The following is a 25014-nucleotide window of genomic DNA, read 5'->3' on the forward strand; positions in this document are numbered from 1 at the left end:
TCGTGGTCCGCCGTACGACGGAAACACCAGCAGGCCCGAACGGTGCGCTACGCACGCCTCGCTGCCACCTTTCCGCCCGTCGACGTCTCGCAAACCCATTCGATCATTCATATGTTACCTTCATGAAAAAGATCGGATTCCTCTCCTTCGGGCACTGGACACCCTCGCCGCAATCGCAGACCCGCTCTGCGGCCGACACCTTGCTGCAGTCGATCGAGCTTGCGGTCGCGGCCGAGCAGCTGGGGGCCGACGGCGCCTATTTCCGCGTCCACCACTTCGCGCGGCAGCTCGCCTCGCCCTTCCCGCTGCTTGCGGCCGTCGGCGCCAGGACCAGCGGGATCGAGATCGGCACGGCCGTGATCGACATGCGCTATGAGAACCCGCTCTACATGGTGGAGGACGCAGGCAGCGCCGATCTCATCGCCGGCGGCCGGCTGCAGCTCGGCATCAGCCGCGGCTCGCCGGAGCAGGTGATCGACGGCTGGCGCTATTTCGGCTATCAGCCGGCCGAGGGCCAGAGCGATGCCGACATGGGCCGGCGCCATGCGGAGGTCTTTCTCGACCTGCTCCGCGGCGAAGGTTTTGCCGAGCCCAATCCGCAGCCGATGTTTCCCAATCCGCCGGGGCTGCTCCGCCTCGAGCCGCATGCGCAAGGCCTGCGCGAGCGCATCTGGTGGGGCGCCGGCTCGAACGCCACCGCGGTGTGGGCGGCGAAGCTCGGCATGAACCTGCAGAGCTCGACGCTGAAGAACGACGAGACCGGCGAAGCCTTCCATGTGCAGCAGGCCGCTCAGATCCGAAGCTTTCGCGCGGCATGGAAGGAGGCCGGCCACGCCCGCGAGCCGCGCGTGTCCGTCAGCCGCAGTATCTTCGCACTGATGAACGATCGCGACCGCGCCTATTTCGGCGGAGAGCGCGGCGGCGAAGACCAGATCGGCTTCATCGACCCGCACACCCGCGCGATCTTCGGCCGGAGTTATGCGGCGGAGCCGGATGTGCTGATCGAGCAGCTGCGGCAGGACGAGGCGATCGCGGAGGCGGATACGCTGCTGCTGACGATTCCGAACCAGCTCGGGGTCGATTACTGCGCACATGCGATCGAGGCGATCTTGAAGCACGTCGCGCCGGCGCTCGGCTGGCGGTGACATGAACTGGTGCGGCACGACCAGAAGTCGCGATTGACTTCGTGCACTACCCCCGCCAATGATCCCTTGGGGACTGTTGGACTGAATCAGGGGGTTGGAATGGGCTTGCGTCCAGGGATCTTCGTTGCGGCGTTCTTGCTTGTGGGGTGTGCATCAGGGCCGATGGGCAGCGCGGCTCTGACAGATAACGTCAATGCAAATACCGCACGGCTGGTGGTCTATCGCTCATCCGCCCTGGGTTTCGCAGTCCAGCCAAGCTATGCGGTCGATGGACGCGTCATTGGCGGCAGCCAGGCTGCGGGGTTCGTCGCCTGCGAGCTGCCTCCGGGCCGCCACGAGGTTGCAGTCAACAATCTTCCGCTGAGCAGCAATCTGTTCGGGCAAGGAAGCGAGAAGGTGAGCCTCGATCTGCGTGCCGGCAGCACCACCTACCTCTCCGCCCAACCGCAGATGGGAATCGTCACGCCCGGCGCAATCACGTTGATCCAGGTCACGGAAAGCCAGGGCCGTGCCGACGTGGCCAGCTTGCATCAGAGCAACAGCTCATGTGGCAAGGCTTGATCTGAGGCGCGCTTTGCGGTTTCCCGAGGAGCCCGCCCAAGCGGGCGTCTCGAATGGCCGCACGAGACTGCTCTCAAATTTGGTTTGCTATCCGCGCCAGCCTTCACCCCGTCTTCGTGCCGGTGATGATGGCCAGCGCCTCGACGAGGCGGTCGAGATCGGCCTCATCGGTAAAGAGCGACGGAGTCACGCGGATGCACTGGCCTTTGGCGACGCCGGCCCGGCGCACCGTCAGGATCTTGTAGCCGTCCCTGAGCTTCACCACCGTCGCGTCGTTGTCGGGCTTGCTGGTCTTGCCGGCAAGACGGAAGGACGTGATCGCGCCATATGAGCCGGCTTCATCGGGCGTCAGAATCTCGATGTCCTTGAATCCGCGGACGCGGCTGACCCAGGAGTCGCGCAGATGACGCAGGCGGGCCTGCTTTGCCGCCGCGCCGATCTGCTGATGCAGCGCCAGGGCCGTGGGCACCGTCAGCACCGTGGCGAAATTGACCGTGCCGGTATGCACCCGCGAGCGGATGTCGCTTTCCGGAAAATCCTCGTCGCCCATGTCGCGATCGATGGCCGCGAGGCGGTCCTTCCTGATGTAGAGGAAGCCGACGCCGAGCGGCGCGCCGATCCATTTGTGCAGATTGAATCCGACAAAATCGGCCTCGAGCTCGCTCACCCGGAAGTCGATCTGTCCCCAGGAATGGGCGGCATCGACGATGGTGTCGATGCCCTTGGCCTTCGCCATTCGGGCGATCTCGGCGACCGGCATGACGAAGCCGGTGCGGTGGCTGACATGGGTCAACAGGAGAAGTCTCGTCTTCGGGTTCGCCTCGATGGCGCGGACATAGGCGTCGAGCACCGCCTGGCGGGTGGCCGGCTCCGGCACGTCGAACTTGACCACGTCGACGCCGCGGCGCGCCTTCAGCGCGTTCATCGCATACTGCATCGAATCATAGTCGAGGTCGGCATAGAGCACGCCATCGCCGGGCTTCAGCCTGTTGTAGCCGCCGATGAGAAGCTGAAGCGCCTCGGTCGCGCCGCGGGTCAGCGCGATCTCCTCAGGCAGCGCGCCGACCGCTTCCGCCACCCTGGCGCGTACGGCCTCGAAATCGGTCCCCGCGCGCAGCCGCGCGTAATAGGTGTTCTGATAGTTGACCATGTCGGACTGGCGGATGAACTCGCGCCTCACGGGCTCGGCCATGATGCCCCAATAGCCGTTCTCGAAATTGACGACGTCGGGCGTCACGGCATAGAGCCCCTTCACGGCCGTCCAATAGGGCTTGTCCGTGGCGATCGCGGTCACCGAACCGGTCGGCTGCGCCGGAAGGCCCTCGGCCGCCATCGCCGGGACCGCAAGCGGCGCCACGGCTGCCGCCGCGAGGCCTTTGAGCATCGAACGGCGGTCAGCCGAAATCGTCTTGATCAGTTGCATGTCAGCTCTCCCCAGAGCGTCTTCGAGCGAAGCGGCGTCCGGCTCCGCGTCAGGAAAACGCGTCTAGCAATCATCCGGAACTCCGTTCCGATGTCGTCGGAACGGAAGAGGCTCCGGAGCGCCCGGGAAAAGAGCAACGGACCATGCAGCTGAGATGACCGGAGCATGACAATGCGATGATCGCGCAAGGACGCGCAATTGTCGGCGAAGAGATTGACAGCAGCATCGCCGCGGCCAGTAGGCCACGGCGCAACGCCGTCATCGTCAGACCGCAAGACCCAATGCGCCGCCCTCGGGGTGCGGCGCCTGCGAGCCCGCAGGCGCATGATTGACGACGAGCCCCGTCGGCACGGCCTCGTACCTCGACAGCGCCGCGGTCACCCGGCGCATCGCGGCCGAACCGAGCTCGCCGGCGCGCGCCACCAGGACGATCATATCCGCATGCGCGGCTAGGGCGATGGCGTCGGGCTGCAAGGCGAGATTGCCGGCGTGGACGACGATCAGGTCGAACTCCGAACGAATATCGTCCTCCGGCCTCGCATCGGGTTTTCGGCCGGCACTCAGGAGCTCCTCGATCGACTGAAGGCCCGCCGTGGTCGAACCGTCGTGCCATTCGGTCACCGGCGGCTGGTGACTTGCGAACTCCGGCTGGAGCCGGATCAGCACGCTCATCATGCCCCGATTCACGGCGGCGCGATTGAGGGAGCGCGCAACCGTGTTGCCGCCTGCGCTCTTGCCGACCGACAACACCAGCGCGACCTTGCAGCCGCGCACCGGCACTCGATCGATGCGTTCGAGCAGCGGCCGCAGATGGGCGGCGAGATCGAGCTCGGCCGAAGTGGCAACCGGTTTTTGCCAGACGGTACTGGTCCCGGCTCCGGACGCCAGCTCGGGGATGCGGGCCCAGACGGCAAGGCTGGGCATCGGCTCGGGCCCGGCGGCCGGCGGCGGCTGGGCTGGCCGGCCGGGCGTCTCCTTCGCGTCCACGGATGCAGGCGCCTGAACGGACATCGGCTTGTCGGCGGACGCGCTCGTCATCACCGCAACGGCGCCGGTCGACGTCAACAGCGAGCCGATCGCCAGCGCCGCGAGCAGCAAGGCGAGCGGCGGACGCGTCGAGCGCAGCGGCGGAATGGCGATCGAGGCGACCTTGGTCTGGGACGCCTGCAACTGACGCTGCTCGTTGGTGGTCTTGAACCGCGACAGGAACTGCTCGTAGATGTTCCTGTTGGCATCGGCGTCGCGCTGCAGCTCCTGCAGCTTCACCAGTGCCTGGCCATCGACCAGTATCTTCGTCTCGACCGCCTTGAGCTGCTTTTCCAGCGCGTTCTGCTGCTCGCGCTGGGCCTCATATTCCGATTTCGCCGTGTCGATGTTCTTCTTCCGCTCGATCTCGATCTGCCGGTTGATATCGGCGAGCTGGCTGTAGGAGATCGCGAGGTCGGGATGCCGATCGCCATACACCGCCTTCTTCTGCGCGATCTGGTCGTTCAAGGCCGAGCGCTGCGCGCGCAGCATGCTCAGCAGGTCCTGCTTCACCGGCCCTTCGACATTGGCCTTGAGGTCGCGTTGCACCTGCTCGTAGCGCGCCTTGGCCTCCTCGGTGCGCGCGCGGGCGGCGGAGACCTGCTGGGACAAATCGGTCACCCGCAATTGCTGCGTGGTGGATTCCTTGCCGGCATTGACGATGTTGTGTTCGAGCCGAAAGGCGGCGACGGCATCTTCCGACGCGCGCAGGCGCTCGTTCAGCGTCTTCAGCCGGTCCTTGAGCCAGTCGGCGGCCTCGTCGGTTGCCTCGGTGCGAACGCGGCCCTGGCTGGCAACGAATGCCTCGGCGATCGCATTGGCGTAGTAAGCGGCCCGTTCGGGCCGGTTCGAGGTGAAGGAGATCGCAATGACGTAGGTGAGCCCGCGCCGGGTGATCTCGAGGCGCTTGCGGAATCTTTCGAGCAGGCGCGTCATGTCGGTATAGCCGCCCGCGATGTCCTCGTCGTCCGCGATCTTGAGCTGCTCGATCAGGGGACGGAGAAAACCATCGGATTTTGCAATCTCGATCTGGCTCTGAAGCGCCGCGGCATCCTGGCCGATGCCCGGCAGCACCTCCTGATCCGAGGTCACGCGCAGCTCGCGGGGATCGAGCACGACCAGGGCGGTCGCGGCGTAGCGGACCGGAAGAATCATCAGGACGACGATGCCGAGGGCGAACAGCACCAGGGCCAGCGTCAGAATGCGCCGGCCGTTCTCGCGCAGAAAGGAGAGTGTACCGGAGACGGTCAGCGATCCCTTGATCAGGGCGGGCCCGATGCCGTCAGGCTTCACCTTCGCAGCCCGCGGCGCTTCCCACGAAGCCGCTTGCTCCGTCGGGGCGATGCTTCGCGGAGATGCGCGGCTACCGAACGCCATGGGGTGGGACTCGAAATCAACTGACAGTCATAGCTCAGAGGCTTGCTACACCGTAAATATCCATGGTTAACCGACGGTTACGGCGCGGGGAACGCGCCACGGCCGGCGATATGGCCATGCCGGCCAACAGTGCCGCCCTCCCGTGTCAGGCGGTTGGATCGCGTGAGAACCGCGCAACCGGTGGAGCCGGAACCCATCACCCGGATTGCATCTTGCGATGCGATCGGACCTCTCCCTACGGGAGAGATGACGACACTCAGCTGATGTTTAGAAGGATCCGCCCCGATGTGCCGCTGCGCATCAAATCCAGCGCATCGTTGATATCGTCGAGCGCGAACTCGTGGGTCACGATGCCGCGGTAGCTCACCTTGCCGGCATCGCTGAGGCGAACCAGCCGCGGGATATCGCGCGCGGGCTGGCATTGCCCGCCTTCCGAGCCCTTCAGCACCTTCTCGAAGTGCAAGGGCAACGTATAGATCTCGGCCTTCTCGCGGGGCACGCCGACGAGGATGCAGCGACCTTTCTTGGCCGTGATCTCGTAGGCGAGCTCGATCAAGGTCTTGACGCCGGTGGTCTCGACGACCTTGTCGGGTCCGTCGGCCCCCGTGATGGAGCGAACCGCGGCGGCCACATCCTTCACCGCCTCGGAGTTGATGGTGTGGGTGGCGCCGAAATCCATCGCCATCGCCAGCTTGTTGTCGAGGCGGTCGATGGCAATGACCGGCCAGGCGCCGACCATCGCGGCAAATTGCACGATGTTCAATCCGACTCCGCCGACGCCGAACACGACGACGGCTTCGCCGATGGCGATCTGCGCATCGTTGTTGACGACGCCGAGCGCGGTCGTGACCGCGCAGCCGAGCAGCGGCGCGCTGGTGCGATCGATCGAGGCGGGAACGGGCGTGACGCGGTTCTCCGACACCACGGCATATTCGTTGAAGGTGGTGACCCAGCCGGCGTTGAGTCGCTCGCCGCGCCAGGAATAGACCGGCGTGTTGGACTGGATGCCCTTGCCCGGCCGCCAGTGCATGACGACCGTGTCGCCCTGCTTGCAAGAGACGACGCCGGGTCCGGTTTCGACGATGGTTGCCAGCGCCTCGTGCCCCAGAAGGTGCGGCAGGAACTTGTCGACCCCCTTGACGGCGTCGATCTCGTTGATCTGCGCGCCGCAGATGCTCGAAGTGTGCACATGCGCAAGCACCTGGCCGTGCTCGAGCGTATCCGGCAGGGTGAATTCGTCGACAACCAGCGGCTTGCCGGATTCGACGAGGATTGCCGCCTTGGCAGTCTTGATCTCCATCAGCAGCGCCCGGTCACTCGAAATAGATGAATTCGTAATCGCCGGTGTAGCCGAGCTTGCCGTACAGCCAGATCCATTCCGACGTGTGCAGGATGGACTCCGCCGTCAGCGCCCAGCATTCGAGGTTGTGCATTTCGGCGACGTTCCGGTAGCCCTCGACCATGATGTACTTGTTCTTGCCGACCCGCTCGATCTCCTTGACCGCCGCCTCAAGCTCATACAGCCTGAGATTGTGCAGGGTGCCGAGCGAGATGACGAGATCGAAACTGTCGTCGCCATAGGGATAGACGTCCTGGGCGCGATAGTTGAAGAGGTAGGGTTTCACCTGCTCGTGCGCATGTGCGAGACCGTGCCTGGAGATATCGAAGCCGACGACCTTCAAGCCGGGCAGGATCTTCTGCATCTCGTAGAGCAGAAAGCCCTTGCCGCAGCCGACGTCGAGCACGCTCGACCCATCCTTCAGACCATAGGTCTCGATCAGGGCCTTGGCCACCGGCCCCCAGCGCCCCTCGATGAAGCGGTAGCCGCCATAGCCGAAGCGGCGGTCGCCATCCCAGTAATCGGCCTCGTATTCCCGCGCTTTCAGCGAGCAGGCAATCTTGTCGTCGTTCATCCGGGCCATGTAGTCGCGCCTGGTTGCCGTATGCAGCGGCGTCACAATATTCAGTAGTCGTCCCATCGAGCCCTCGGATTTCATCACGCGCGGAGATTGTCTTGTACTGGCCTGGGGAGCCTTGCGCCGTGAACTGCGACTCGCCCTAGCATTTGGCCCGAGCGCCATCATTGTTTCAGATCAATGAACAGCGAATCGTGCCGCGGCGTCACCGATCCGCCCGCCGAACACCGGAGACGCTGCGACACATCGGGGCGACCGGCACCAGGTTTCCGGTGCGGCCGTCGGAGAACATGACATAGATGCGCATGCAACCAGAATACGAAAATCGCGTTCATGCTGAAGAGAAGGATTGCCGATCTCGTACGCAAGATCGTTTGTCATTGCCGCAAGGGAATCCACCATGCCGACCAAACCGACCATCGCCCGCATCTGGCGCGGCCGTACCCGCCGCGACCTCGCTGATGCCTACCAGGCCTATCTGCAAGCCGAGGGGATTCCGCCGCTGCTAAAAACCGCGCTGGGTGTGCAGCAGTTGCGCGAGGACCGTGATGAAGAGACCTGGTTCACCACCATCTCCTATTGGCCGGACATCGAGGCCATGACGGCTTTCACCAAGGCCGAGCCGACCAAGGTCCATCATCTCGCGCGCGATGCGGAATTCCTGATCGAGCTGCCGGAGCGCATCGAAATCCACCGCATTCTGATCGATGAACAGGGTCTGCGGTGAAAGGCTCAGCGCCATATTGTTCCGCCAGCACTCTCGAGAGAGTTCATTTGCTGCGGCCCTCTGACGCTCGCCCTGCGCCGGGGGAACGGAATGAGCAACCCGCCGTTGCTCCAGCACCCCTCGACAACATGGAGCCGGACATGACATTGCGCAAAGTTTTCGCCGTCCTCTCGGCCGTTGGAGCGATGCTCTCGACGGCTGCTTCGCCGGTGCTCGCGGCACCTCTGCCGATCGCGAACCCCGGTCCTGACGCAGGCGTGCAGCAGGTCCAGTACCGGCATTGGCACGGACATCGGCATGGTTATTACGGGCACCATCGCGGGCATTACGGTAACGGCGCAGCCGTACTTGGCGGCCTCGCGGCGGGCGCGATCATCGGCGGCGCAATCGCCAGCAGCCAGGCTCAAGCCAACGCCGCATCCTATTGCGCGCAGCGCTATCGATCCTACGATCCCGGCTCAGGGACCTATCTGGGCCGCGACGGTCTGCGCCATCCTTGCCCGTGACGCGCACGTGAAGCTGCGGCAGCCTCATCGCCCGGCGAGAGGCTGCCCGAGCTCGAGGCAATTTTCGACCGGCGGCCAGCGCATCTTGATTCCGTGCTCCGCCGCGCTATACGTTCCCGCCATGATGTTCACGTCCACATTCTTCCCGCTGATCTGAACGGCTGAAAGTCGTTCCGGCGCATCTGCGCCGATCAGATCAAAACGGCTGCGCTTGATGCGGTAGCCGAGCGGAGAATGTGCAATGCCCAAGACCGAACAGGTTGGCCTGACGCCCCGTCAGGTCCAGAACTTCATCAACGACGGTTTCGTCAAGATCGAGAATGCCTTCAGCACCCAGCTTGCAAAGCAATGCAGGGACGAGCTGTGGGCGGATATTGGCCTGTCGCCGGACCACCCCGAAAACTGGACTCAGCCCGTTGTCCGGGTGGGGTCCAAGGCTTCGTTCCCATTCATCGAAGCCGCGAATGCGCCGCCCCTGCACAGAGCCTACGATCAACTCGTCGGCGAAGGGCGCTGGCTTGCGCCCAGGGGCCTCGGGACCTTTCCGATCCGCTTCCCCTCAGCGGAATCCCCTGGTGATGATGGCTGGCACGTGGACATGAGCTTCGGCACCGCCGATCCGGATTTCATGGAGTGGCGTGCCAATGTGAAGAGCAGCGGACGCGCTTTGCTGATGCTCTTCCTGTTCTCGGACGTCGGCCCGGACGATGCACCCACGAGGATCCGGAAAGGCTCGCATGCTGCCATCGCGCGGGAGCTGCTGCCCCATGGCGAGGCAGGCGCGACGCTCCGGCAGCTGTCCGCCGCGAACTATGCCTCGACGGCGGATTGCGAAGTAGAACTGGCGACCGGCGCGGCAGGCAGCGTCTATCTGTGCCATCCGTTCCTGGTTCATGCCGCGCAACCGCATCGCGGGAAACGGCCGCGCTTCATGGCACAGCCTCCGCTGCTGCCGAAGGGCGAGTTCGATCCTGCGTTGCCACCTGCGCCGGTTCAGATCGCGATCCGGCAGGCTTGCGGGCTGGCGTTGTAGTCGCAGCACGCCGCCGGCCGGCACACAGGTGATGCCCGCAGGCGCGACTTCGACCACTTCCGGCGGCTTGTGGCACGATGGCGGCTGGGCCGGGTCAGCGTACGACTGTCGTCACCGCCCCTGATATTCGGCCCAGCAGTCCGCCGTCTCATAGACTCGGATCGCCGATAGCTGCCGAAGGCTCGGCTTCAGCCGGTCCCAGATCCAGACCGCGATGTTCTCGGCGGTCGGGTTCTCGAGTCCTTCGACCTCGTTCAGGCATTGGTGGTCCAGCGCGCCCATGATGTCGGCGAAGCTTTTTTCGATATCGAAGAAGTCGGCGACGAAGCCGGTGTGCGGGTCCACCGGACCATCCAGTTGGACCTCGACCCGATAGGAATGGCCATGCAGCCGGCTGCACCGGTGAGTCTCGGGCACGTTTGGCAGCCGATGCGCCGCCTCGAACTTGAACGCCTGCGATATCCTCATCCAGCTCCTCACACGGCGTGGCCATCCGGTCTCGGCCGGTCTGGCGACCAGATGCTGCTTGGTCCTGACCTTTCGGCGAAGAATGGCGCGCCCGGAACGATTCGAACGTCCGACCCTCAGATTCGTAGTCTGATGCTCTATCCAGCTGAGCTACGGGCGCATTTTCGCAAACAGCGATAGCGGGCATGACCCGCGACGCAGCTCCCGGAGGACCGGGAGGGGTGCGAAAGAGCGCTCTGACTAACCGCTCTTGTCGGCGTTGGCAAGGTCCGGGATAGGGAGATTTTTGCAAGGCGATGATGATCTCTAGCCGGTCATTCCGGGGCTCGCGGAGCGAGAACCCGGAATCTCGCGCCCAAAACCTCGGGATTCCGGGTTCGGCGCTTTGCGCCGCCCCGGAATGACATGCGGCTCGGACTCTGGCCGACTACGCCCTCTGCCGCTCGTTGCGGATGGAGAGCAGTTCCACGGGGCGATCCGGGATGACGATCCGGAAGGTGGCGCCGATGGTGCCTTCGACCAGGTGGATGTCGCCGCCATGGGCACGGACCAGCTCGGCAGCGATGGCGAGGCCAAGGCCGCTGCCGCCGGGGCGGCCGGAGGTCTGGAAGGCCTCGAACAGGTGCTCCCGGGTCTTCTGGGGAACGCCGGGGCCGGTGTCGGAGACCTCGATGATGGCGACGGAGCCTTCGCGCTTCCCGGTGATCCGGATCTGCTGCACGCGGCCCTCACACGACGCGTGGCTTTCAAGCGCCTGGGCGGCGTTGCGGACGAGGTTGAGCAAGACGCGGAACAGCTGGTCGGGATCCGCATCGACCGCAAGCCCGCGCTCGATCGCGGCGACCCAGGCGATCGAGGCTTCGTTGGCGAGCCCTGCGGTCTCGCGCACCTCCAGCACGACCGGCTCGATCAGGATCATGCGGCGATCGGGCGCGGCCTCCTGGGCGCGGCCATAGGACAATGTCGACTGGCAGAAGGCGATGGCGCGCTCAAGCGAACGCACGAGCTTGGGCGCAAAGCGCTGCACCCGCGGATCCGGCACGCTGGCGAGCTGGTCCGACAAGAGCTGGGCCGAGGCAAGCAGATTGCGCAGATCGTGATTGATCTTGGAGACAGCGAGGCCGAGGGCGGCGAGCCGGCTCTTCTGATGCAGCATCGACATCAGGTCGCGCTGCATGTCCGACAATTCGCGCTCGGCCACTCCGATCTCATCGCTGCGCTGGCTCGGCACGATGATCCCGGCCGAACTCTCGGGATTCTCATGGAAGCCGACCAGGCTCGCGGTCAGCCGCCGCATTGGCCGCACGAAGAGATAATGGAGGGCGAGATAGACGAGGCCCGCGGTCAGCACTGCGATGATCAGCGCGACCACCACGAGGTTGCGGGAGAAGCGGTACATCTGCTGCCGCAGCGGCAGCTCGTCGGTGACGATCTCGATGAACTGGGCATTGCCGACCCCGGGACCGACGATGCGGATGGGCTGGTTGCCGGTCTCCAGCATCATCCGGAACGAGCCGGTGATCGCCTCCCATGCCGTCATCTCGCGCAGGTCGATGTCGTGCTCGATGGCGGACGGGATGTTGTCGCTGGCGAGCAGCCGGCGCTGCTGGCCCATCTTGATGGCGACGGCGCGGGCATTGATGCTTTTCAGGATCTGGCGCGACAGCGAATCGGGGACCATGCCGAGCGGCGCCGCATCCAGCACCAGCGCCGCCGTGTTGGCCGCCGCCACGCGGTCGTTCAGCCGGTTGACCCAGAAGTTGGCGATGGCGGGCACGTAGAGCAGCACGGCTGCGATCATCACCAGGGGAATGGTCAGCAGCAGCAGCTTGCCGGACAGCCCGAGCCCGCGCGTCCCACGGGGGCGCATCGCCGGCTGGTCCGGCTGATCCAGATCCTGGATCGGCTGGCGATCTGTGGCTGCCACGAAATTCGCCCCTGTTGGCCTTGGCTGATGGAGGATGCGGCCCGCCCGGAGTCCGGTCAAATTACGGATCGCTAATCTGCCAAAGTGGGATGTAGGCGCTGATATCGCGAGCCGCCACCTCAAGGGTTAAAAACCCCGCACAAACAGCGATATTCACCGGAATCGCGCGCTTGTGCGGCGTTGACGAAAAGAAGGCGCTCGCTTATAAGCCGCGCGAATTGTCCGCGATGACCCGGTGCGACGCCGGGAGCGGCTCTCTTGGGGCCGGAAAAGGGCCCGTTTTGGGCCGCATCTTCCGGACTTTACCATCAATTCTACAGGCAAATTGCCCGGTCAGCGGAGAAAAACCCGTGAAGCGGACTTATCAACCCAGCAAACTGGTGCGCAAGCGCCGTCACGGCTTCCGCGCCCGCCTCGCCACTGCCGGCGGCCGCAAGGTCCTCGCCGCCCGCCGTGCCCGCGGCCGCAAGCGTCTGAGCGCCTGAGCCGGACCCCCTTTTTGGGATTTCATCATGGATCGGCTGAGGCAGCGGGCGGATTTCCTCGCCGTTGCCAATGGCGCGCGGGTGAATAGTCCCGCGTTCGTCCTGCAAAGCCGTCGCCGCGATGATTTCGGCCCGATCCGGATCGGCTTCACCGTCACCAAAAAGAACGGCAACGCCCCCGAGCGCAATCGCATCCGGCGCCGGCTTCGCGAATTGGTGAAGCGGCTCGATCCGGTGTCGATGCAGCCTCATCATGATTATGTGCTGGTCGGACGAAGGGACGCGCTCTCGCGCGACTTCGCCACCATGCTCGACGATCTGCGCATAGCGTTCACGAAGCCCGCGCGGCATACGGCCAAAGCGCGTGGCCAGAGGCCCGGCCCCGCTCCCGCTGCCAGCCGCAAACCGGATTGATGACGAGACATTCGAGATGACCGACAATCGCAATACCATCCTCGCCGTCATTCTGTCCGGCCTGGTGCTGATCGCCTGGCAGTATTTCTACAACATGCCGCAGATGGAGAAGCAGCGCGCCCAGCAGCAGGCGCAGACCGAACTCCAGAAGACCACGCCGCAGCCGGCCGCCTCCGCGACACCCGGTGCCGCGCCGCAGCCGGGCAGTGCGACCCAGCCGGCAACGCCGGGCGCGAGCCAGCAGGGCCAGCCGGTCGTCGGCCGCGATGCCGCGCTCGCAGCCAGCCCGCGCGTGAAGATCGAGACGCCGCGGATTGCCGGCAGCATCTCGCTGAAGGGCGGCCGCGTCGATGACATCGCGCTGGTGCAATTCCGCGAAACGGTCGATCCGAAGTCGCCGCCGATCATCCTCTATTCGCCCTCGGGCACAGCGGAGCCCTACTACGCCGAATTCGGCTGGGTGGCGGCGACGGGCGTGACGGCGAAAATGCCCGATGCCCAGACCGTCTGGCAGCAGGACGGCAGCGGCAGCCTGACCCCGTCGACGCCGGTGGTGCTGAAATGGGACAATGGCGAGGGCCTCACCTTCCGCCGCACCATTGCGGTCGACGATCATTATCTCTTCACCATCAAGGACGAGGTGAGCAATGTCGGCAATGCGCCGGTCACGCTCTATCCGTTCGCGCTGATCTCGCGCCACGGCGCGCCGCAGGTCTCGGGCTACTACATCCTGCACGAAGGCCTGATCGGCTATCTCGGCGACCAGGGCTTGCAGGAATACGCCTACAAGAAGATCGACGAAGCCAAGGCGGTGAACTTCAAGGTCACCAATGGCTGGCTCGGCATCACCGACAAGTACTGGGCCTCGGCGCTGCTGCCGGACACCAATGCCCAGCTCCAGGCGCGCTTCTCGTCGAACCCGGTCGGCAACGTCCACACCTACCAGACCGACTACCTGCTCGATCCCGTCACCGTCCCCATCGGCGGCACCGGGACGGCAAATGCGCGGCTGTTCGCCGGCGCCAAGGAAGCCGGCGTCGTCGGCGTGTTCCCGTTCGCCGGGCTCGGCGGCTACAACAAGGAACTCGGCCTCAATCATTTCGATCTGCTGATCGACTGGGGCTGGTTCTACTTCATCACCAAGCCGATGTTCCTCGGGCTGGACTTCTTCTTCCGTTTCTTCGGCAATTTCGGCATCTCGATCCTGCTCGTGACCGTGATCGTGAAGCTCTTGTTCTTCCCGCTGGCGAACAAGTCCTACGCCTCGATGGCGAAGATGAAGTCGATCCAGCCGCAACTTCTGGCGCTGAAGGAGCGCTATCCCGACGACAAGGTGAAGCAGCAGCAGGAGATGATGGAGATCTACCGCAAGGAGAAGATCAATCCGGTCGCCGGCTGTCTTCCCGTGCTGATCCAGATCCCGGTGTTCTTCTCGCTCTACAAGGTGCTGTTCGTCACCATCGAGATGCGGCACGCGCCGTTCTACGGCTGGATCAAGGACCTCTCGGCGCCGGATCCGACCAATTTGTTCAACCTGTTCGGGCTGCTCCCGTTCGATCCGACCACGATCCCGGTGTTCGGCCACTACCTCGCGCTGGGCATCTGGCCGATCATCATGGGCATCACGATGTGGTTCCAGATGAAGCTGAACCCGACGCCGCCGGATCCGAGCCAGCAGCTCATCTTCAACTGGATGCCGCTGATCTTCACCTTCATGCTGGCGGGCTTCCCGGCGGGCCTCGTGATCTACTGGGCCTGGAACAATCTGCTCTCCGTGATCCAGCAGAGCTACATCATGCGCCGCAACGGCGTGAAGGTGGAGCTGTTCGACAATCTCAAGGCGACGTTCGCGCGGAAGGCGACGTAATCGTCATTGCGAGGAGCGAAGCGACGAAGCAATCCAGACTGTTTCCGCTGGAGAAAGTCTGGATTGCTTCGCTTCGCTCGCAATGACGCGGGGAAGCAGCGAGGCTTCGCATGACCGACGACAAAGATGCGAAGCTGATCGAGGCCGGGCGAAAGCTGTTTGCCCGCGACTGGCAGTTCATCTGGGCCTCGCCCTCGATCGCCACGCTGCCGCCGATGGCAGGGCTGGAGATCGCCTTTGCCGGCCGCTCCAATGTCGGCAAGTCCAGCCTGATCAACGCGCTGACGGGGCGCAACAGCCTGGCGCGCACCTCGCATACGCCGGGCCGCACCCAGGAGCTGATCTTCTTCGAGGTGCCCGGGAAAAGCGACCTGCGCCTCGTCGACATGCCCGGCTACGGCTATGCCAAGGCGCCGAAGAGCCAGGTCGCGTCCTGGACCGAGCTGATCCACAAATTCCTGCTCGGCCGCGCCTCGCTGGCGCGCGTCTACGTGCTGATCGATGCGCGGCACGGCCTCAAAGACGTCGACCTCGAAGTGCTCAAGACGCTCGACCGCTCCGCCGTCAGCTACCAGATCGTGCTGACCAAGGCCGACCAGGTGAAGGCCGCCGAGCTGCAAGCGCGCATCGCCGAGACCGAGGCCGCGCTGGCCAAGCACCCGGCCGCATTCCCGACCGTGCTCGCGACCTCGTCACGCAGCTCGACCGGCATGGAGAGCTTGCGCGCCGCGATCGCGAAGCTCTTGGAAGAGCGGAGCAAGTAGTGCTGGCCCATCGCCTCTTGATTGGGCTTGCCGGATTGATGGGCGCCGCCGGCGTCGCGCTGGCCGCCGCCTCGGCCCATGGCGCGGATGCGAGCCGGCTTGCCACGGCGAGCGCCATGCTGTTGTTTCACGCAAGCGCCATACTCGCGACCACAGCCCTGCTTGCGCGCGGCCTTCTGCACGGCGGAATTGGCCTCATCGCCGCGTTCGGCTTCGTGACCGGCGCCGCGCTGTTCGCGGGCGACCTCACTTTGCGCCAATATGCCGGGCACGCGCTGTTTCCGATGGCGGCGCCGACCGGCGGAACGGTGATGATCGCGGGCTGGCTGGCGGTGACGCTGGCGGCGGTGATGGCGAAACGCTGACCTCGTAGCCCAGATGGAGCGAAGCGCAATCCGGGGCCGGTGCCTGCGGTAAGAATCCCGGATTTCGCTTCGCTCCATCCGGGCTACATATCAGCCACACTTTGCGCCACGCCCGCCAATCGGATAGAACGCGCACCGACCGACCCGCCAGCGAGACCGTGACATGACCGACATCTCTCCGCTCGACCAGGCCCGCATCCTGTCCGAGGCGCTGCCGCACATGCAGCAGTATGACGAGGAAACCATTGTCATCAAATATGGCGGCCATGCCATGGGCGACGAGGAGACCGCGAAGAACTTTGCCCGTGACATCGTGCTGCTGGAGCAGACCGCGATCAATCCCGTCGTGGTGCATGGCGGCGGACCGCAGATCGCGACCATGCTCAAGCGGCTCGGCATTCAATCGGAGTTCGCGGCCGGCCTGCGCATTACCGATGCTGCGACGATCGAGATCGTCGAGATGGTGCTTGCCGGCTCCGTCAACAAGCAGATCGTCGGCTACATCAACGAGGCCGGCGGCAAGGCCGTCGGGCTGTCGGGCAAGGACGGCAACATGGTGAAGGCGTCGAAGACGACGCGCACCATTATCGATCCCGGCTCGAACATCGAGAAGGCGATCGATCTCGGCTTCGTCGGCGACCCCGAGAAGGTCGACCTCACGCTGCTCAACCAGCTGATCGGCTACGAGCTGATCCCGGTGCTTGCGCCGCTGGCGACCTCCAAGGAAGGCCAGACGCTGAACGTCAACGCCGACACCTTTGCCGGTGCCGTCGCGGGCGCGCTGAAGGCCAAGCGCCTTCTGCTGCTCACCGACGTGCCCGGCGTGCTGGACAAGTCGAAGAAGCTGATCCCGCAGCTCTCGGTCAAGGATGCGCGAAAACTGATCGCCGACGGCACCATTTCGGGCGGCATGATCCCGAAGGTCGAGACCTGCATCTACGCGTTGGAGCAGGGCGTGCAGGGCGTCGTCATCATCGACGGCAAGATGCCACACGCGGTGCTGCTCGAGCTCTTCACCAACCAGGGCACGGGTACGCTGATCCACAAGTGAGAGACGAGCGGCGCAGAAAAGAGGGCGTCATGCCCGGGCAAAAGCGCGAAGCGCGTCTTCGCTCAGAAGTCCCGGGCATCCACGTTCTTTCTTTGCGGAAACAAGACGTGGATGGCCGGGTCAAGCCCGGCCATGACGAATGGAGAGAGCGACGAGCCAGCCGCTCGCCTCTCGCGCGCTTCCTCATGACGCTGCCGGCAGCGATCGTCTCGTTCCTGCTCTCCTCCGCACCGGCCTTTGCCGACCTCAAGATCTGCAACCGCATGTCCTATGTCGTGGAGGCCGCGATCGGCATCGACGACAAGGCGGCGACCGCGACGCGCGGCTGGTTCAGGATCGATCCCGCCACCTGCCGCGTGGTGGTGCAGGGCACGCTGACGGCCGACCGCATCCTGCTCAATGCCCGCGCGCTCGGCGTCTACGGCGCTTCCCCGCTCCCGCAAAGCGGCAATGACATGCTGTGCGTGGCGCAGGACAATTTCGTCATCGCCGCAGCGCGGCAATGCCGCAGCGGCCAGACGCAAGTCCCCTTCACGCAAGTGACTCCGACGCAAGGGGCGGACGGCAACCTCGTTGCCTATCTTGCCGAGGACTCCGAATATGACGACGAGCAGGCGCGCCTTGCCGGCATCCAGCGGCTGCTGGTGATCGCAGGCTACGACGCAGCGCCGATCGATGGCGTCGACGGGCCGAAGACACAAGCCGCGCTGGCCGCGTTCCTGAAGAGCCGCGGATTGCCGTCGGACATCGTGGCCTCGCCGAACCTGTTCAAGGCCATGATCGACGCCGTGCAGACACCCTCTTCGACCGGCCTGACCTGGTGCAACGACACGCCGCACAAAGTGATGGCCGCGATCGCGACCGACGATGGCAAGTCCGTGACGAGCCGCGGCTGGTATCGCATTGATCCCAAGACCTGCCTGCACCCCGATGTGACCGGCCAGCCGAAGCAGATCTTCAGCTTCGCGGAAGCGGTCGATGCCGACAATCGAATCGTCAAGCTGAAGGACCGGCCGCTGAACTGGGGCGGCGACAGGCAGCTCTGCACGCGCGAGACCAAGTTCGAGACGAGCGAGCAGACCGATTGCGGCGCGCGCGGATTTGCGCCGACGGGCTTTGGCGCCGTGGACATGTCGAGCGGCGGCAAGACGCTGCGCTTTGCGGTGCCGTGAGTGAGAGAGTTTTGATGAACCCACCCCGCGCCTTCGCCCATGTCGAAACCTGGGTGTTCGATCTCGACAACACGCTCTATCCGCATCACGTCAATCTGTGGCAGCAGGTCGATGCGCGGATCGGGGAGTTCGTCTGCAACTGGCTGAACGTCGGCCCGGAGGAAGCGCGGGCGATCCAGAAGGACTATTACCGGCGCTTCGGCACTACGATGCGCGGCATGATGACCCTGCACGGCGTCTCCGCCGACGACTATCTCGCCTATGTCCATGAGATCGACCACTCGCCGCTGGAACCGAACCCGGAGCTCGGCGCAGCCATCGCTAAGCTGCCGGGCCGGAAGCTGATCCTCACCAACGGCTCGGTCGATCATGTCGATGCCGTGCTGGCGCGGCTCGGCTTCGCCTCGCATTTCGACGGCGTGTTCGACATCATCGCCGCCGAATTCGAGCCCAAGCCGGCGCCGCAGACCTACCAGAAATTCCTTAGCCAGCATGCCGTCGATCCAACGCGCGCCGCCATGTTCGAGGACCTCGCCCGCAACCTCACCGTCCCGCACCAGCTCGGCATGACCACGGTACTGGTGGTGCCGGATGGGACCAAACAGGTGGTGCGCGAGGATTGGGAACTGGAGGGCCGCGATGCGGCCCATGTCGACCATGTCACGGATGACCTGGCCGGGTTCTTGGCCGGACTGTCACCACAATAGAGGTTGTCGTCCCGGGGGCGCGAAGCGAGCCCGGGACGAGGGTGGAGTATGCCTTGACTCCGCCCCTTCAAATCTCGAAAAAGCGCTCCAATTCTCGCGAAACCACGCGCTCCCTAGAGGAAATCCCGATGTCGCTTGCAGCCCTCGAATCCACCATCAACAGCGCCTTCGAGGCGCGCGACGGCATCTCGACCACGACCAGGGGCGAGGTGCGCGAGGCCGTGGACCAGTCGCTGGAGATCCTCGACAAGGGCGAGGCGCGCGTTGCCGAGCGCGGGAGCGACGGCAAGTGGAAGGTCAATCAATGGCTGAAGAAGGCTGTGCTGCTGTCCTTCCGCCTCAACGACATGGGCGTCATTCCCGGCGGCCCCGGCAAGGCGACCTGGTGGGACAAGGTGCCCTCGAAGTTCGAGGGCTGGGGCGAGAACCGTTTTCGCGATGCCGGTTTTCGCGCGGTGCCGGGCGCCATCGTCCGCCGTTCGGCCTTCATTGCCAAGAACGTCGTCTTGATGCCGTCCTTCGTCAATCTCGGCGCCTACGTCGATGAGAGCACCATGGTAGATACTTGGGCCACCGTCGGCTCCTGCGCGCAGATCGGCAAGCGCGTGCACATCTCGGGCGGCGCCGGCATCGGCGGCGTGCTCGAGCCGCTACAGGCCGAGCCCGTCATCATCGAGGACGATTGCTTCATCGGCGCGCGTTCGGAGGTCGCCGAAGGCGTGATCGTGCGCAAGGGCGCGGTGCTGGCGATGGGCGTGTTCCTGGGCGCCTCGACCAAGATCGTCGACCGCGAGACCGGCGAGGTCTTCATGGGCGAAGTGCCGGAATATTCAGTGGTGGTGCCCGGCGCGCTGCCCGGCAAGCCGATGAAGAACGGCCAGATCGGCCCGAGCACCGCCTGCGCCGTGATCGTCAAGCGCGTCGACGAACGCACGCGCTCCAAGACCAGCATAAACGAGCTGCTGCGGGATTGATCCGACGCGCATGACCGATGCTCTCTCCATTGCCCGCGATCTCATCCGCTGTCCCTCGGTAACCCCGGCCGATGCCGGCGCACTGGGGGTGCTCGAAAAGACCCTCAACGCAGCCGGCTTCACCTGCCACCGCGTCACCTTCAGCGAGCCCGGCACCGCCGACGTCGACAATCTCTATGCGCGGATCGGCACCGAGGGGCCGCACATCACCTTTGCCGGCCACACCGACGTGGTGCCGCCGGGCGACGAGAGCGCCTGGAGCGTCGGCGCGTTCTCCGGAGAGGTGAAGGACGGTGTCCTGCATGGCCGCGGCGCGGTCGACATGAAAGGCGGCATCGCCTGCTCGGTCGCCGCGGTGCTGGAGCATCTCGCCGCCAATGGCGGCAAGCCACGCAGCGACGGCAAGGGGTCGATCTCATTCCTGATCACGGGCGACGAGGAAGACGTCTCCATCAACGGCACGATCAAGCTCTTGAAATGGGTCGCCGAGCGTGGCGAAAAATTCGATCATTGCGTGCTGGGCGAGCCTTCCAATGTCGAGACGCTCGGCGACACCATCAAGGTCGGCCGGCGTGGCTCGCAATCGGGCACGCTCGTCGTCGACGGCGTGCAGGGCCATGTCGCCTATCCGCACCGCGCGTCCAATCCGGTGCCTGACATTTCGCGGCTGATCGTGGCGATTTCCGACGAGCCGCTCGACCATGGCAGCGCGCAGTTCCAGGCCTCCAATCTCGAATTCGTCTCGGTCGATGTCGGCAACAAGGCCTTCAACGTCATCCCCGGCGAGGCCCGAGCCAAGTTCAACATCCGCTACAACGACAACCACACCCAGGCATCCCTGCGCGAGCTGGTCGAGACGCGCCTCGCCAAGGTCTGCGGCAACCGCATCAAGGCCCGCATCGTCTGGGAGCCCTCGAACTCCAACGTGTTCGTGACCAAGCCCGGCCCGTTCACCGATCTCGCGGTGTCCGCGATCGAGGAGGTGACGGCGCGCAAGCCGGAGCTGTCGACGTCAGGCGGCACGTCGGACGCGCGCTTCATCTCCAGTTACTGCCCCGTGATCGAGTTCGGCCTCGTGGGCCAGACGATGCACCAGATCGACGAACGCGTGCCGGTGGCCGATCTGGAGAAGCTGACGAAAGTGTATCGCGGGATTTTGGCAAGGTATTTTGGGTAGGGTCTAGCTCTCGCCAAACGCTCCGCCGTCATCGGACCCTAGTAATCCACCTTCATCAGGTACAGTCCCTCCGGCGGGGCGACGACGCCGCAGGCGGCCCGGTTGCGGGCTGCGAGGGCCGCGGAGAGATCGTCGGCAGTCCAGCGCCCCTCGCCGACCCAGACCAGCGAACCCACCATCGAGCGCACCTGGCTATGCAGGAAGGAGCGCGCCGAGGTGATGACCGTGATCTCGCGGCCGTCGCGCAGCACGTCGAGCTGATCGAGCGTCTTCTCGGGCGATTTGGCCTGGCACTCGGTATCGCGAAAAGTGGAGAAATCGTGCTTGCCGAGCAGGCGTTGCGCCGCCGCGTGCATCGCATCGGCATCGAGTCGGCGCGGTACGCGCCAGGCGTGGCCGATGTCGAGCGCGAGGTTGGCGCGGGTGTTGACGATGCGATAGCGGTAGTGGCGCTTGACCGCCGAGAACCGCGCCTCGAAACTGTCGGGCACGATCTCGGCTTCCAGCACCGCGATCGGATGCGGACGCAGATGCGCGTTGAGCCCGTCGCGAAAACGTCCCGGCGGAAACTGCTTCTCGACGTCGACATGCGCGACCTGTCCGCGCGCATGCACGCCGGCATCGGTGCGGCCGGCGCCGTGCACGCGCAAATCCGCCCCCGTCATCGCCTTCACCGCAGCCTGCAGCGCGCCCTGGACCGACGGCAGCGTCTCCTGCACCTGCCAGCCAAAGAACGGCGCGCCGTCATATTCGATGGTGAGCTTGTAGCGGGGCATCGATCCGATTTGATCCGGTGTCATTGCCGGGCCTGACCCGGCAATCCATCGCCTGGAAAGAGTCTTGTTGGAAGATGGATACGCGGGTCAAGCCCGCGCATGACGGTTGGTTAGCTGAATTTCGCTCCGGCCTTCAGCGGCACGCCGCGCAGAAAGTCCGCGGCCTGCATCCGTGCCTTGCCCTCGCGCTGGAGTTCGATGATGCGGATGGCGCCCTCGCCGCAAGCGATGGTGAGCTGGTCGTCGAGCACTTCGCCAGCCGCGCCGGAGCCCTTCGCCAGTTCGCAGCGCAGGATCTTGACGCGTGCATTCTCGAACTCGGCCCAGGCGCCGGGAAACGGCGACAGGCCGTGGATGTGGCGCAGCACGGCTCGCGCGGGCATGGTCCAGTCGATCCGCGCCTCGGCCTTCTCGATCTTGGCGGCATAGGTGGCGCCGTCCTCGCTCTGCTTCTTCAGCTGGAGCCCGCCGCGCTCGAGCGCGGCCATCGCGCGCACCATCAGATCGGCACCCAACCGGGAGAGGCGATCGTGCAGATCGAGCGCGGTCATGCTGTCGGAGATCGCGATGCGCTCGGCCATGGCGACGTCGCCGGTATCTAAGCCGACGTCCATCTTCATCACCATCACGCCACTCTCGGCATCGCCGGCCATGATGGCGCGGTTGATCGGTGCCGCACCGCGCCAGCGCGGCAGCAGCGAAGCGTGCAGATTGTAGCAGCCGAGCTTTGGCGCATCGAGGATCGCCTGCGGCAGAATCATGCCGTAGGCGACGACGACTGCGGCGTCGGCATCGAAGGCGCGGAACTCCGCCAATGTCTCCTCGGTCTTCAGCGTCTTCGGCGCCAGCACGGGAATGCCGAGTTTTCGCGCGGCTTCCTCGACCGGCGTCGGCTGCAATTGCAGGCCGCGCCGCCCGCCGGGCTTCGGGGCGCGGGTGTAGACCGCCACGATCTCGTGGCCGTGCGCGACGAGCTCGAGCAGCGTCGGCACGGAGAAATCGGGCGTGCCCATGAAGATGAGGCGAAGGGGCATCAACAGACTCGTTGTGTTCCCTCCCCCCTTGCGGGGGAGGGCTAGGGAGAGGGGTGCCACACGACGCGCTCGTTCGGGATGAGCGCGGGTGCTTTGCTTGCGCTCCGCAAATCAGGAGCACCTTTTGCTGGGCTACCCCTCTCCCCCACCCTCCCCCGCAAGGGGGGAGGGAGCGCATGGGAGCGCGTGGTAGCACCAATCGCTTGCAACTCACTCCGCCGCGCGCTTGGCGGCTTTCTCGAACTTCTTCATCACGCGGTCGCGCTTGAGCTTCGACAAATAGTCGACGAACAAGACGCCGTTGAGATGGTCGATCTCGTGCTGGATGCAGGTGGCGAAGAGGCCTTCGGCGTCCTCCTCGTGCACCTTGCCGTCGAGATCGGTGAAGCGCACGCGCACCTTCGCCGGGCGCTCGACCTCCTCGTAATATTCAGGAATCGAGAGGCAGCCTTCCTCGTAGACCGAGAGTTCCTCGGAGGAAGCGAGGATTTCAGGATTGATGAAGACGCGCGGCTCGCGCTTGGTCTCGCCGTTCTCGTCGCGCTTGGCGAGGTCCATGGTGATCAGCCGCAAGGGCTGCGCGACCTGGATCGCCGCGAGGCCAATGCCGGGCGCGTCGTACATGGTCTCGAACATGTCGTCGGCAAGCTTGCGGATCTCCGACGTGACCTTCTCGATCGGCTTGGAGACCAGGCGCAGCTGCTTGTCCGGCAGGATGATGATTTCTCGTAGGGCCATGGGCGCGATTTAAGCCGCGCGCCGGATGCGGTCAATGCGGCCAGGAACCCCGTTAACCTTCCGCTAACCATGAAACTTCAGGATTCGTTAACCATAATATCAGGGAGCAACTGACGATAAACGTTCCCTCTTCGTTCGCCAGCCCCTGCGAATCGGGCTACAAGGGCGGGTATGAACGAGATCATTTTCATGCTGGGCGACTGGCCGGTGCGCGCCGTTGACGCGCTGATCGGCTTCGGCACCCTCGTCCTTATCCTGCTGGTTGTAATTGCGGTGGTGATCGCGCGCTCCGGGCGGCGCGGCGCGGAACTCGCGATGGCGCACGCGATCCGGGCCGACGAGCTCGAGGAGCGGCTCAGCGAGGTGTTGCGGGCGCAGAGCGAGTCGTCGGGCCGGGTCGATGCCATGACCCAGGCTCTGGCCGGCCGTCAGGCCGAGATGGCGCGAGCGGTGAACGAGCGGCTGGATTCGGTCACCCACCGAGTCGGCCAGTCCATGGAACACTCCACCCGCAACACCATGGAGAGCCTGCGCGCCCTGCACGAGCGGCTCGGCATCATCGACAGCGCGCACAAGAACCTCACCGATCTCACCACCCAGGTGACCACCTTGCGCGACGTGCTCGCGAACAAGCAGTCGCGCGGCGCCTTCGGCCAGGCGCGGATGGAGGCGATCGTCCAGGACGGGCTGCCGAAGGGTGCCTACGAGTTCCAGTTCACCCTCTCCACCGGCAAGCGGCCCGACTGTGTCGTGTTCCTGCCCGACCAGCGGCCGCTTTGCATCGACGCGAAGTTTCCGCTGGAAGCGATGACGGCGCTGCACGACGCCCGCACCGACGAGGAGCGGCGAATCGCCACGCAACGACTGCGCGGCGACGTGATGAAGCATGTCAGCGACATCGCCGAAAAATATCTCGTCGCCGGCGAGACGCAGGAGATGGCGCTGATGTTCGTGCCGTCGGAATCCGTCTACGCCGAGATCCATGACGGTTTCGACGACGTGATCCAGAAGGCCTATCGCGCCCGCGTCGTGCTGGTGTCGCCCTCGCTGCTGATGCTCGCGATCCAGGTGATGCAGCAGATCATGAAGGACGCGCGCATGCGCGACGCCGCCGATCAGATCCGCACCGAAGTGATCAAGCTCGGCGACGACCTCGGCCGCCTGCGCGACCGCGTGCTGAAGCTGCAGAAGCATTTTGCCGACGTGAGCGAGGACGTCCGCCAAGTGCTGATCTCCGCCGACAAGATCGAAAAGCGCGCGGGACGAATCGAGGAGCTCGATTTCAGCAAGAGCGACACGTCGGAGGCTCCGCGGCTGGTTGCGACAGCCGCACCGGAGCTGTTCCCGCGGAAGCTCCAGGCGGGGGAGTGATTCCAGGTCG

26 protein-coding genes and 1 tRNA gene are annotated in these 25014 nt (G+C 64.9%); 16 read left to right on the forward strand and 11 right to left on the reverse strand.

All coding sequences use genetic code 11. The features are described 5' to 3' along the window. Nucleotides 1-122 precede the first annotated feature (122 nt). Both EHH60_RS22495 and EHH60_RS22500 read left to right on the forward strand, forming a co-directional pair. Nucleotides 123-1145, forward strand: a complete 1023-nt coding sequence (locus EHH60_RS22495) for an LLM class flavin-dependent oxidoreductase (protein ID WP_124161626.1) — start codon at nt 123-125, stop codon at nt 1143-1145. Nucleotides 1146-1244: 99 nt separating this feature from the next. Beyond that, on the forward strand, nt 1245-1706 hold the full coding sequence (locus EHH60_RS22500) for a DUF2846 domain-containing protein (RefSeq protein WP_124161627.1): 462 nt from the start codon (nt 1245-1247) through the stop codon (nt 1704-1706). 103 nt (nt 1707-1809) lie between these two features. Here EHH60_RS22500 and EHH60_RS22505 read toward each other — a convergent pair whose 3' ends face one another. From EHH60_RS22505 to EHH60_RS22520, 4 genes are all read right to left on the reverse strand, one after another. Continuing rightward, complete coding sequence (locus tag EHH60_RS22505) at nt 1810-3129, reverse strand: aminotransferase class V-fold PLP-dependent enzyme (RefSeq protein ID WP_124161628.1); 1320 nt, start codon at nt 3127-3129, stop codon at nt 1810-1812. Nucleotides 3130-3393: 264 nt separating this feature from the next. Then, nucleotides 3394-5532 carry a GumC family protein gene (locus EHH60_RS22510; protein ID WP_124161629.1) on the reverse strand — a complete coding sequence of 713 codons (2139 nt, stop codon included), beginning with the start codon at nt 5530-5532 and terminating at the stop codon, nt 3394-3396. Between the two features lie 256 nt (nt 5533-5788). Continuing rightward, nucleotides 5789-6832: a zinc-binding dehydrogenase gene (locus EHH60_RS22515; protein WP_124161630.1), complete on the reverse strand. Its 1044-nt coding sequence runs from the start codon at nt 6830-6832 to the stop codon at nt 5789-5791. 13 nt (nt 6833-6845) lie between these two features. After that, the gene (locus EHH60_RS22520; protein WP_245454563.1) at nt 6846-7511 is read right to left on the reverse strand and encodes a class I SAM-dependent methyltransferase; all 666 of its coding nucleotides are present in this window, start codon (nt 7509-7511) and stop codon (nt 6846-6848) included. A gap of 337 nt (nt 7512-7848) precedes the next feature. On the opposite strand from EHH60_RS22520, the gene EHH60_RS22525 reads away from it, so the two are divergent. Beyond that, nucleotides 7849-8175: a hypothetical protein gene (locus tag EHH60_RS22525; RefSeq protein ID WP_124161632.1), complete on the forward strand. Its 327-nt coding sequence runs from the start codon at nt 7849-7851 to the stop codon at nt 8173-8175. Between the two features lie 140 nt (nt 8176-8315). Continuing rightward, entirely contained in the window at nt 8316-8681 is a 366-nt protein-coding gene (locus tag EHH60_RS22530; RefSeq protein ID WP_124161633.1) for a BA14K family protein, read from the forward strand. Between the two features lie 24 nt (nt 8682-8705). On the opposite strand, the gene EHH60_RS22535 is transcribed toward EHH60_RS22530, so the two are convergent. Beyond that, the gene (locus EHH60_RS22535; RefSeq protein WP_124161634.1) at nt 8706-8930 is read right to left on the reverse strand and encodes a hypothetical protein; all 225 of its coding nucleotides are present in this window, start codon (nt 8928-8930) and stop codon (nt 8706-8708) included. Between EHH60_RS22535 and EHH60_RS22540 the strand changes: the two genes are divergently transcribed. Continuing rightward, complete coding sequence (locus EHH60_RS22540) at nt 8923-9714, forward strand: phytanoyl-CoA dioxygenase family protein (protein ID WP_124161635.1); 792 nt, start codon at nt 8923-8925, stop codon at nt 9712-9714. The genes EHH60_RS22535 and EHH60_RS22540 overlap by 8 nt on opposite strands. 111 nt (nt 9715-9825) lie before the next feature. Here the strand turns inward: EHH60_RS22540 and queD are convergent, their stop codons facing one another. The 3 genes from queD to EHH60_RS22555 all read right to left on the reverse strand — a co-directional run bounded on the left by queD (nt 9826) and on the right by EHH60_RS22555 (nt 12109). Then, on the reverse strand, nt 9826-10182 hold the full coding sequence (gene queD, locus EHH60_RS22545) for a 6-carboxytetrahydropterin synthase QueD (RefSeq protein WP_124161636.1): 357 nt from the start codon (nt 10180-10182) through the stop codon (nt 9826-9828). An 83-nt stretch (nt 10183-10265) separates the two neighbouring features. Then, nucleotides 10266-10342: transfer RNA gene (locus EHH60_RS22550), tRNA-Arg, on the reverse strand. Between the two features lie 267 nt (nt 10343-10609). Beyond that, nucleotides 10610-12109, reverse strand: a complete 1500-nt coding sequence (locus EHH60_RS22555; RefSeq protein WP_124161637.1) for a sensor histidine kinase — start codon at nt 12107-12109, stop codon at nt 10610-10612. A gap of 350 nt (nt 12110-12459) precedes the next feature. On the opposite strand from EHH60_RS22555, the gene rpmH reads away from it, so the two are divergent. From rpmH to dapE, 10 genes are all read left to right on the forward strand, one after another. Next, nucleotides 12460-12594, forward strand: a complete 135-nt coding sequence (gene rpmH / locus EHH60_RS22560; protein ID WP_008542748.1) for a 50S ribosomal protein L34 — start codon at nt 12460-12462, stop codon at nt 12592-12594. Between the two features lie 27 nt (nt 12595-12621). Beyond that, complete coding sequence (rnpA, locus tag EHH60_RS22565; protein WP_061879588.1) at nt 12622-13008, forward strand: ribonuclease P protein component; 387 nt, start codon at nt 12622-12624, stop codon at nt 13006-13008. Between the two features lie 16 nt (nt 13009-13024). Next, nucleotides 13025-14875 (forward strand): membrane protein insertase YidC, encoded by a 1851-nt coding sequence (gene yidC, locus EHH60_RS22570; protein ID WP_124161638.1) that lies wholly within the window; start codon nt 13025-13027, stop codon nt 14873-14875. 110 nt (nt 14876-14985) lie between these two features. Continuing rightward, a complete protein-coding gene (yihA, locus tag EHH60_RS22575; protein WP_124161639.1) occupies nt 14986-15639 on the forward strand; it encodes a ribosome biogenesis GTP-binding protein YihA/YsxC in 654 nt (217 codons plus the stop codon). Next, the gene (locus tag EHH60_RS22580; protein ID WP_245454564.1) at nt 15639-16004 is read left to right on the forward strand and encodes a DUF423 domain-containing protein; all 366 of its coding nucleotides are present in this window, start codon (nt 15639-15641) and stop codon (nt 16002-16004) included. The genes yihA and EHH60_RS22580 overlap by 1 nt, the downstream gene beginning before the upstream one ends. Nucleotides 16005-16167: 163 nt before the next feature. Further along, nucleotides 16168-17055 carry an acetylglutamate kinase gene (gene argB, locus EHH60_RS22585; RefSeq protein ID WP_124161640.1) on the forward strand — a complete coding sequence of 296 codons (888 nt, stop codon included), beginning with the start codon at nt 16168-16170 and terminating at the stop codon, nt 17053-17055. Between the two features lie 185 nt (nt 17056-17240). Beyond that, the gene (locus EHH60_RS22590) at nt 17241-18227 is read left to right on the forward strand and encodes a DUF1036 domain-containing protein (RefSeq protein WP_199751797.1); all 987 of its coding nucleotides are present in this window, start codon (nt 17241-17243) and stop codon (nt 18225-18227) included. Between the two features lie 14 nt (nt 18228-18241). Continuing rightward, complete coding sequence (locus tag EHH60_RS22595) at nt 18242-18934, forward strand: pyrimidine 5'-nucleotidase (RefSeq protein ID WP_124161642.1); 693 nt, start codon at nt 18242-18244, stop codon at nt 18932-18934. A 128-nt stretch (nt 18935-19062) separates the two neighbouring features. Continuing rightward, complete coding sequence (gene dapD, locus EHH60_RS22600) at nt 19063-19908, forward strand: 2,3,4,5-tetrahydropyridine-2,6-dicarboxylate N-succinyltransferase (RefSeq protein ID WP_124161643.1); 846 nt, start codon at nt 19063-19065, stop codon at nt 19906-19908. 10 nt (nt 19909-19918) lie between these two features. After that, entirely contained in the window at nt 19919-21085 is a 1167-nt protein-coding gene (dapE, locus tag EHH60_RS22605) for a succinyl-diaminopimelate desuccinylase (RefSeq protein WP_124161644.1), read from the forward strand. A gap of 38 nt (nt 21086-21123) precedes the next feature. Here dapE and truA read toward each other — a convergent pair whose 3' ends face one another. From truA to def, 3 genes are all read right to left on the reverse strand, one after another. Continuing rightward, the gene (gene truA / locus EHH60_RS22610; RefSeq protein ID WP_199751771.1) at nt 21124-21861 is read right to left on the reverse strand and encodes a tRNA pseudouridine(38-40) synthase TruA; all 738 of its coding nucleotides are present in this window, start codon (nt 21859-21861) and stop codon (nt 21124-21126) included. 110 nt (nt 21862-21971) lie between these two features. Further along, a complete protein-coding gene (gene fmt, locus EHH60_RS22615) occupies nt 21972-22895 on the reverse strand; it encodes a methionyl-tRNA formyltransferase (protein WP_124161646.1) in 924 nt (307 codons plus the stop codon). Nucleotides 22896-23105: 210 nt separating this feature from the next. Then, nucleotides 23106-23633, reverse strand: coding sequence for a peptide deformylase (gene def / locus EHH60_RS22620; protein ID WP_124161647.1), 528 nt, complete (start codon nt 23631-23633; stop codon nt 23106-23108). 171 nt (nt 23634-23804) lie between these two features. On the opposite strand from def, the gene EHH60_RS22625 reads away from it, so the two are divergent. Further along, nucleotides 23805-25004, forward strand: a complete 1200-nt coding sequence (locus EHH60_RS22625; RefSeq protein WP_124161648.1) for a DNA recombination protein RmuC — start codon at nt 23805-23807, stop codon at nt 25002-25004. The last annotated feature ends 10 nt before the right edge of the window (nt 25005-25014 follow it).

Origin of the sequence: Bradyrhizobium sp. RP6, assembly GCF_003837805.1 — a bacterium.
Classification (GTDB): domain Bacteria; phylum Pseudomonadota; class Alphaproteobacteria; order Rhizobiales; family Xanthobacteraceae; genus Bradyrhizobium.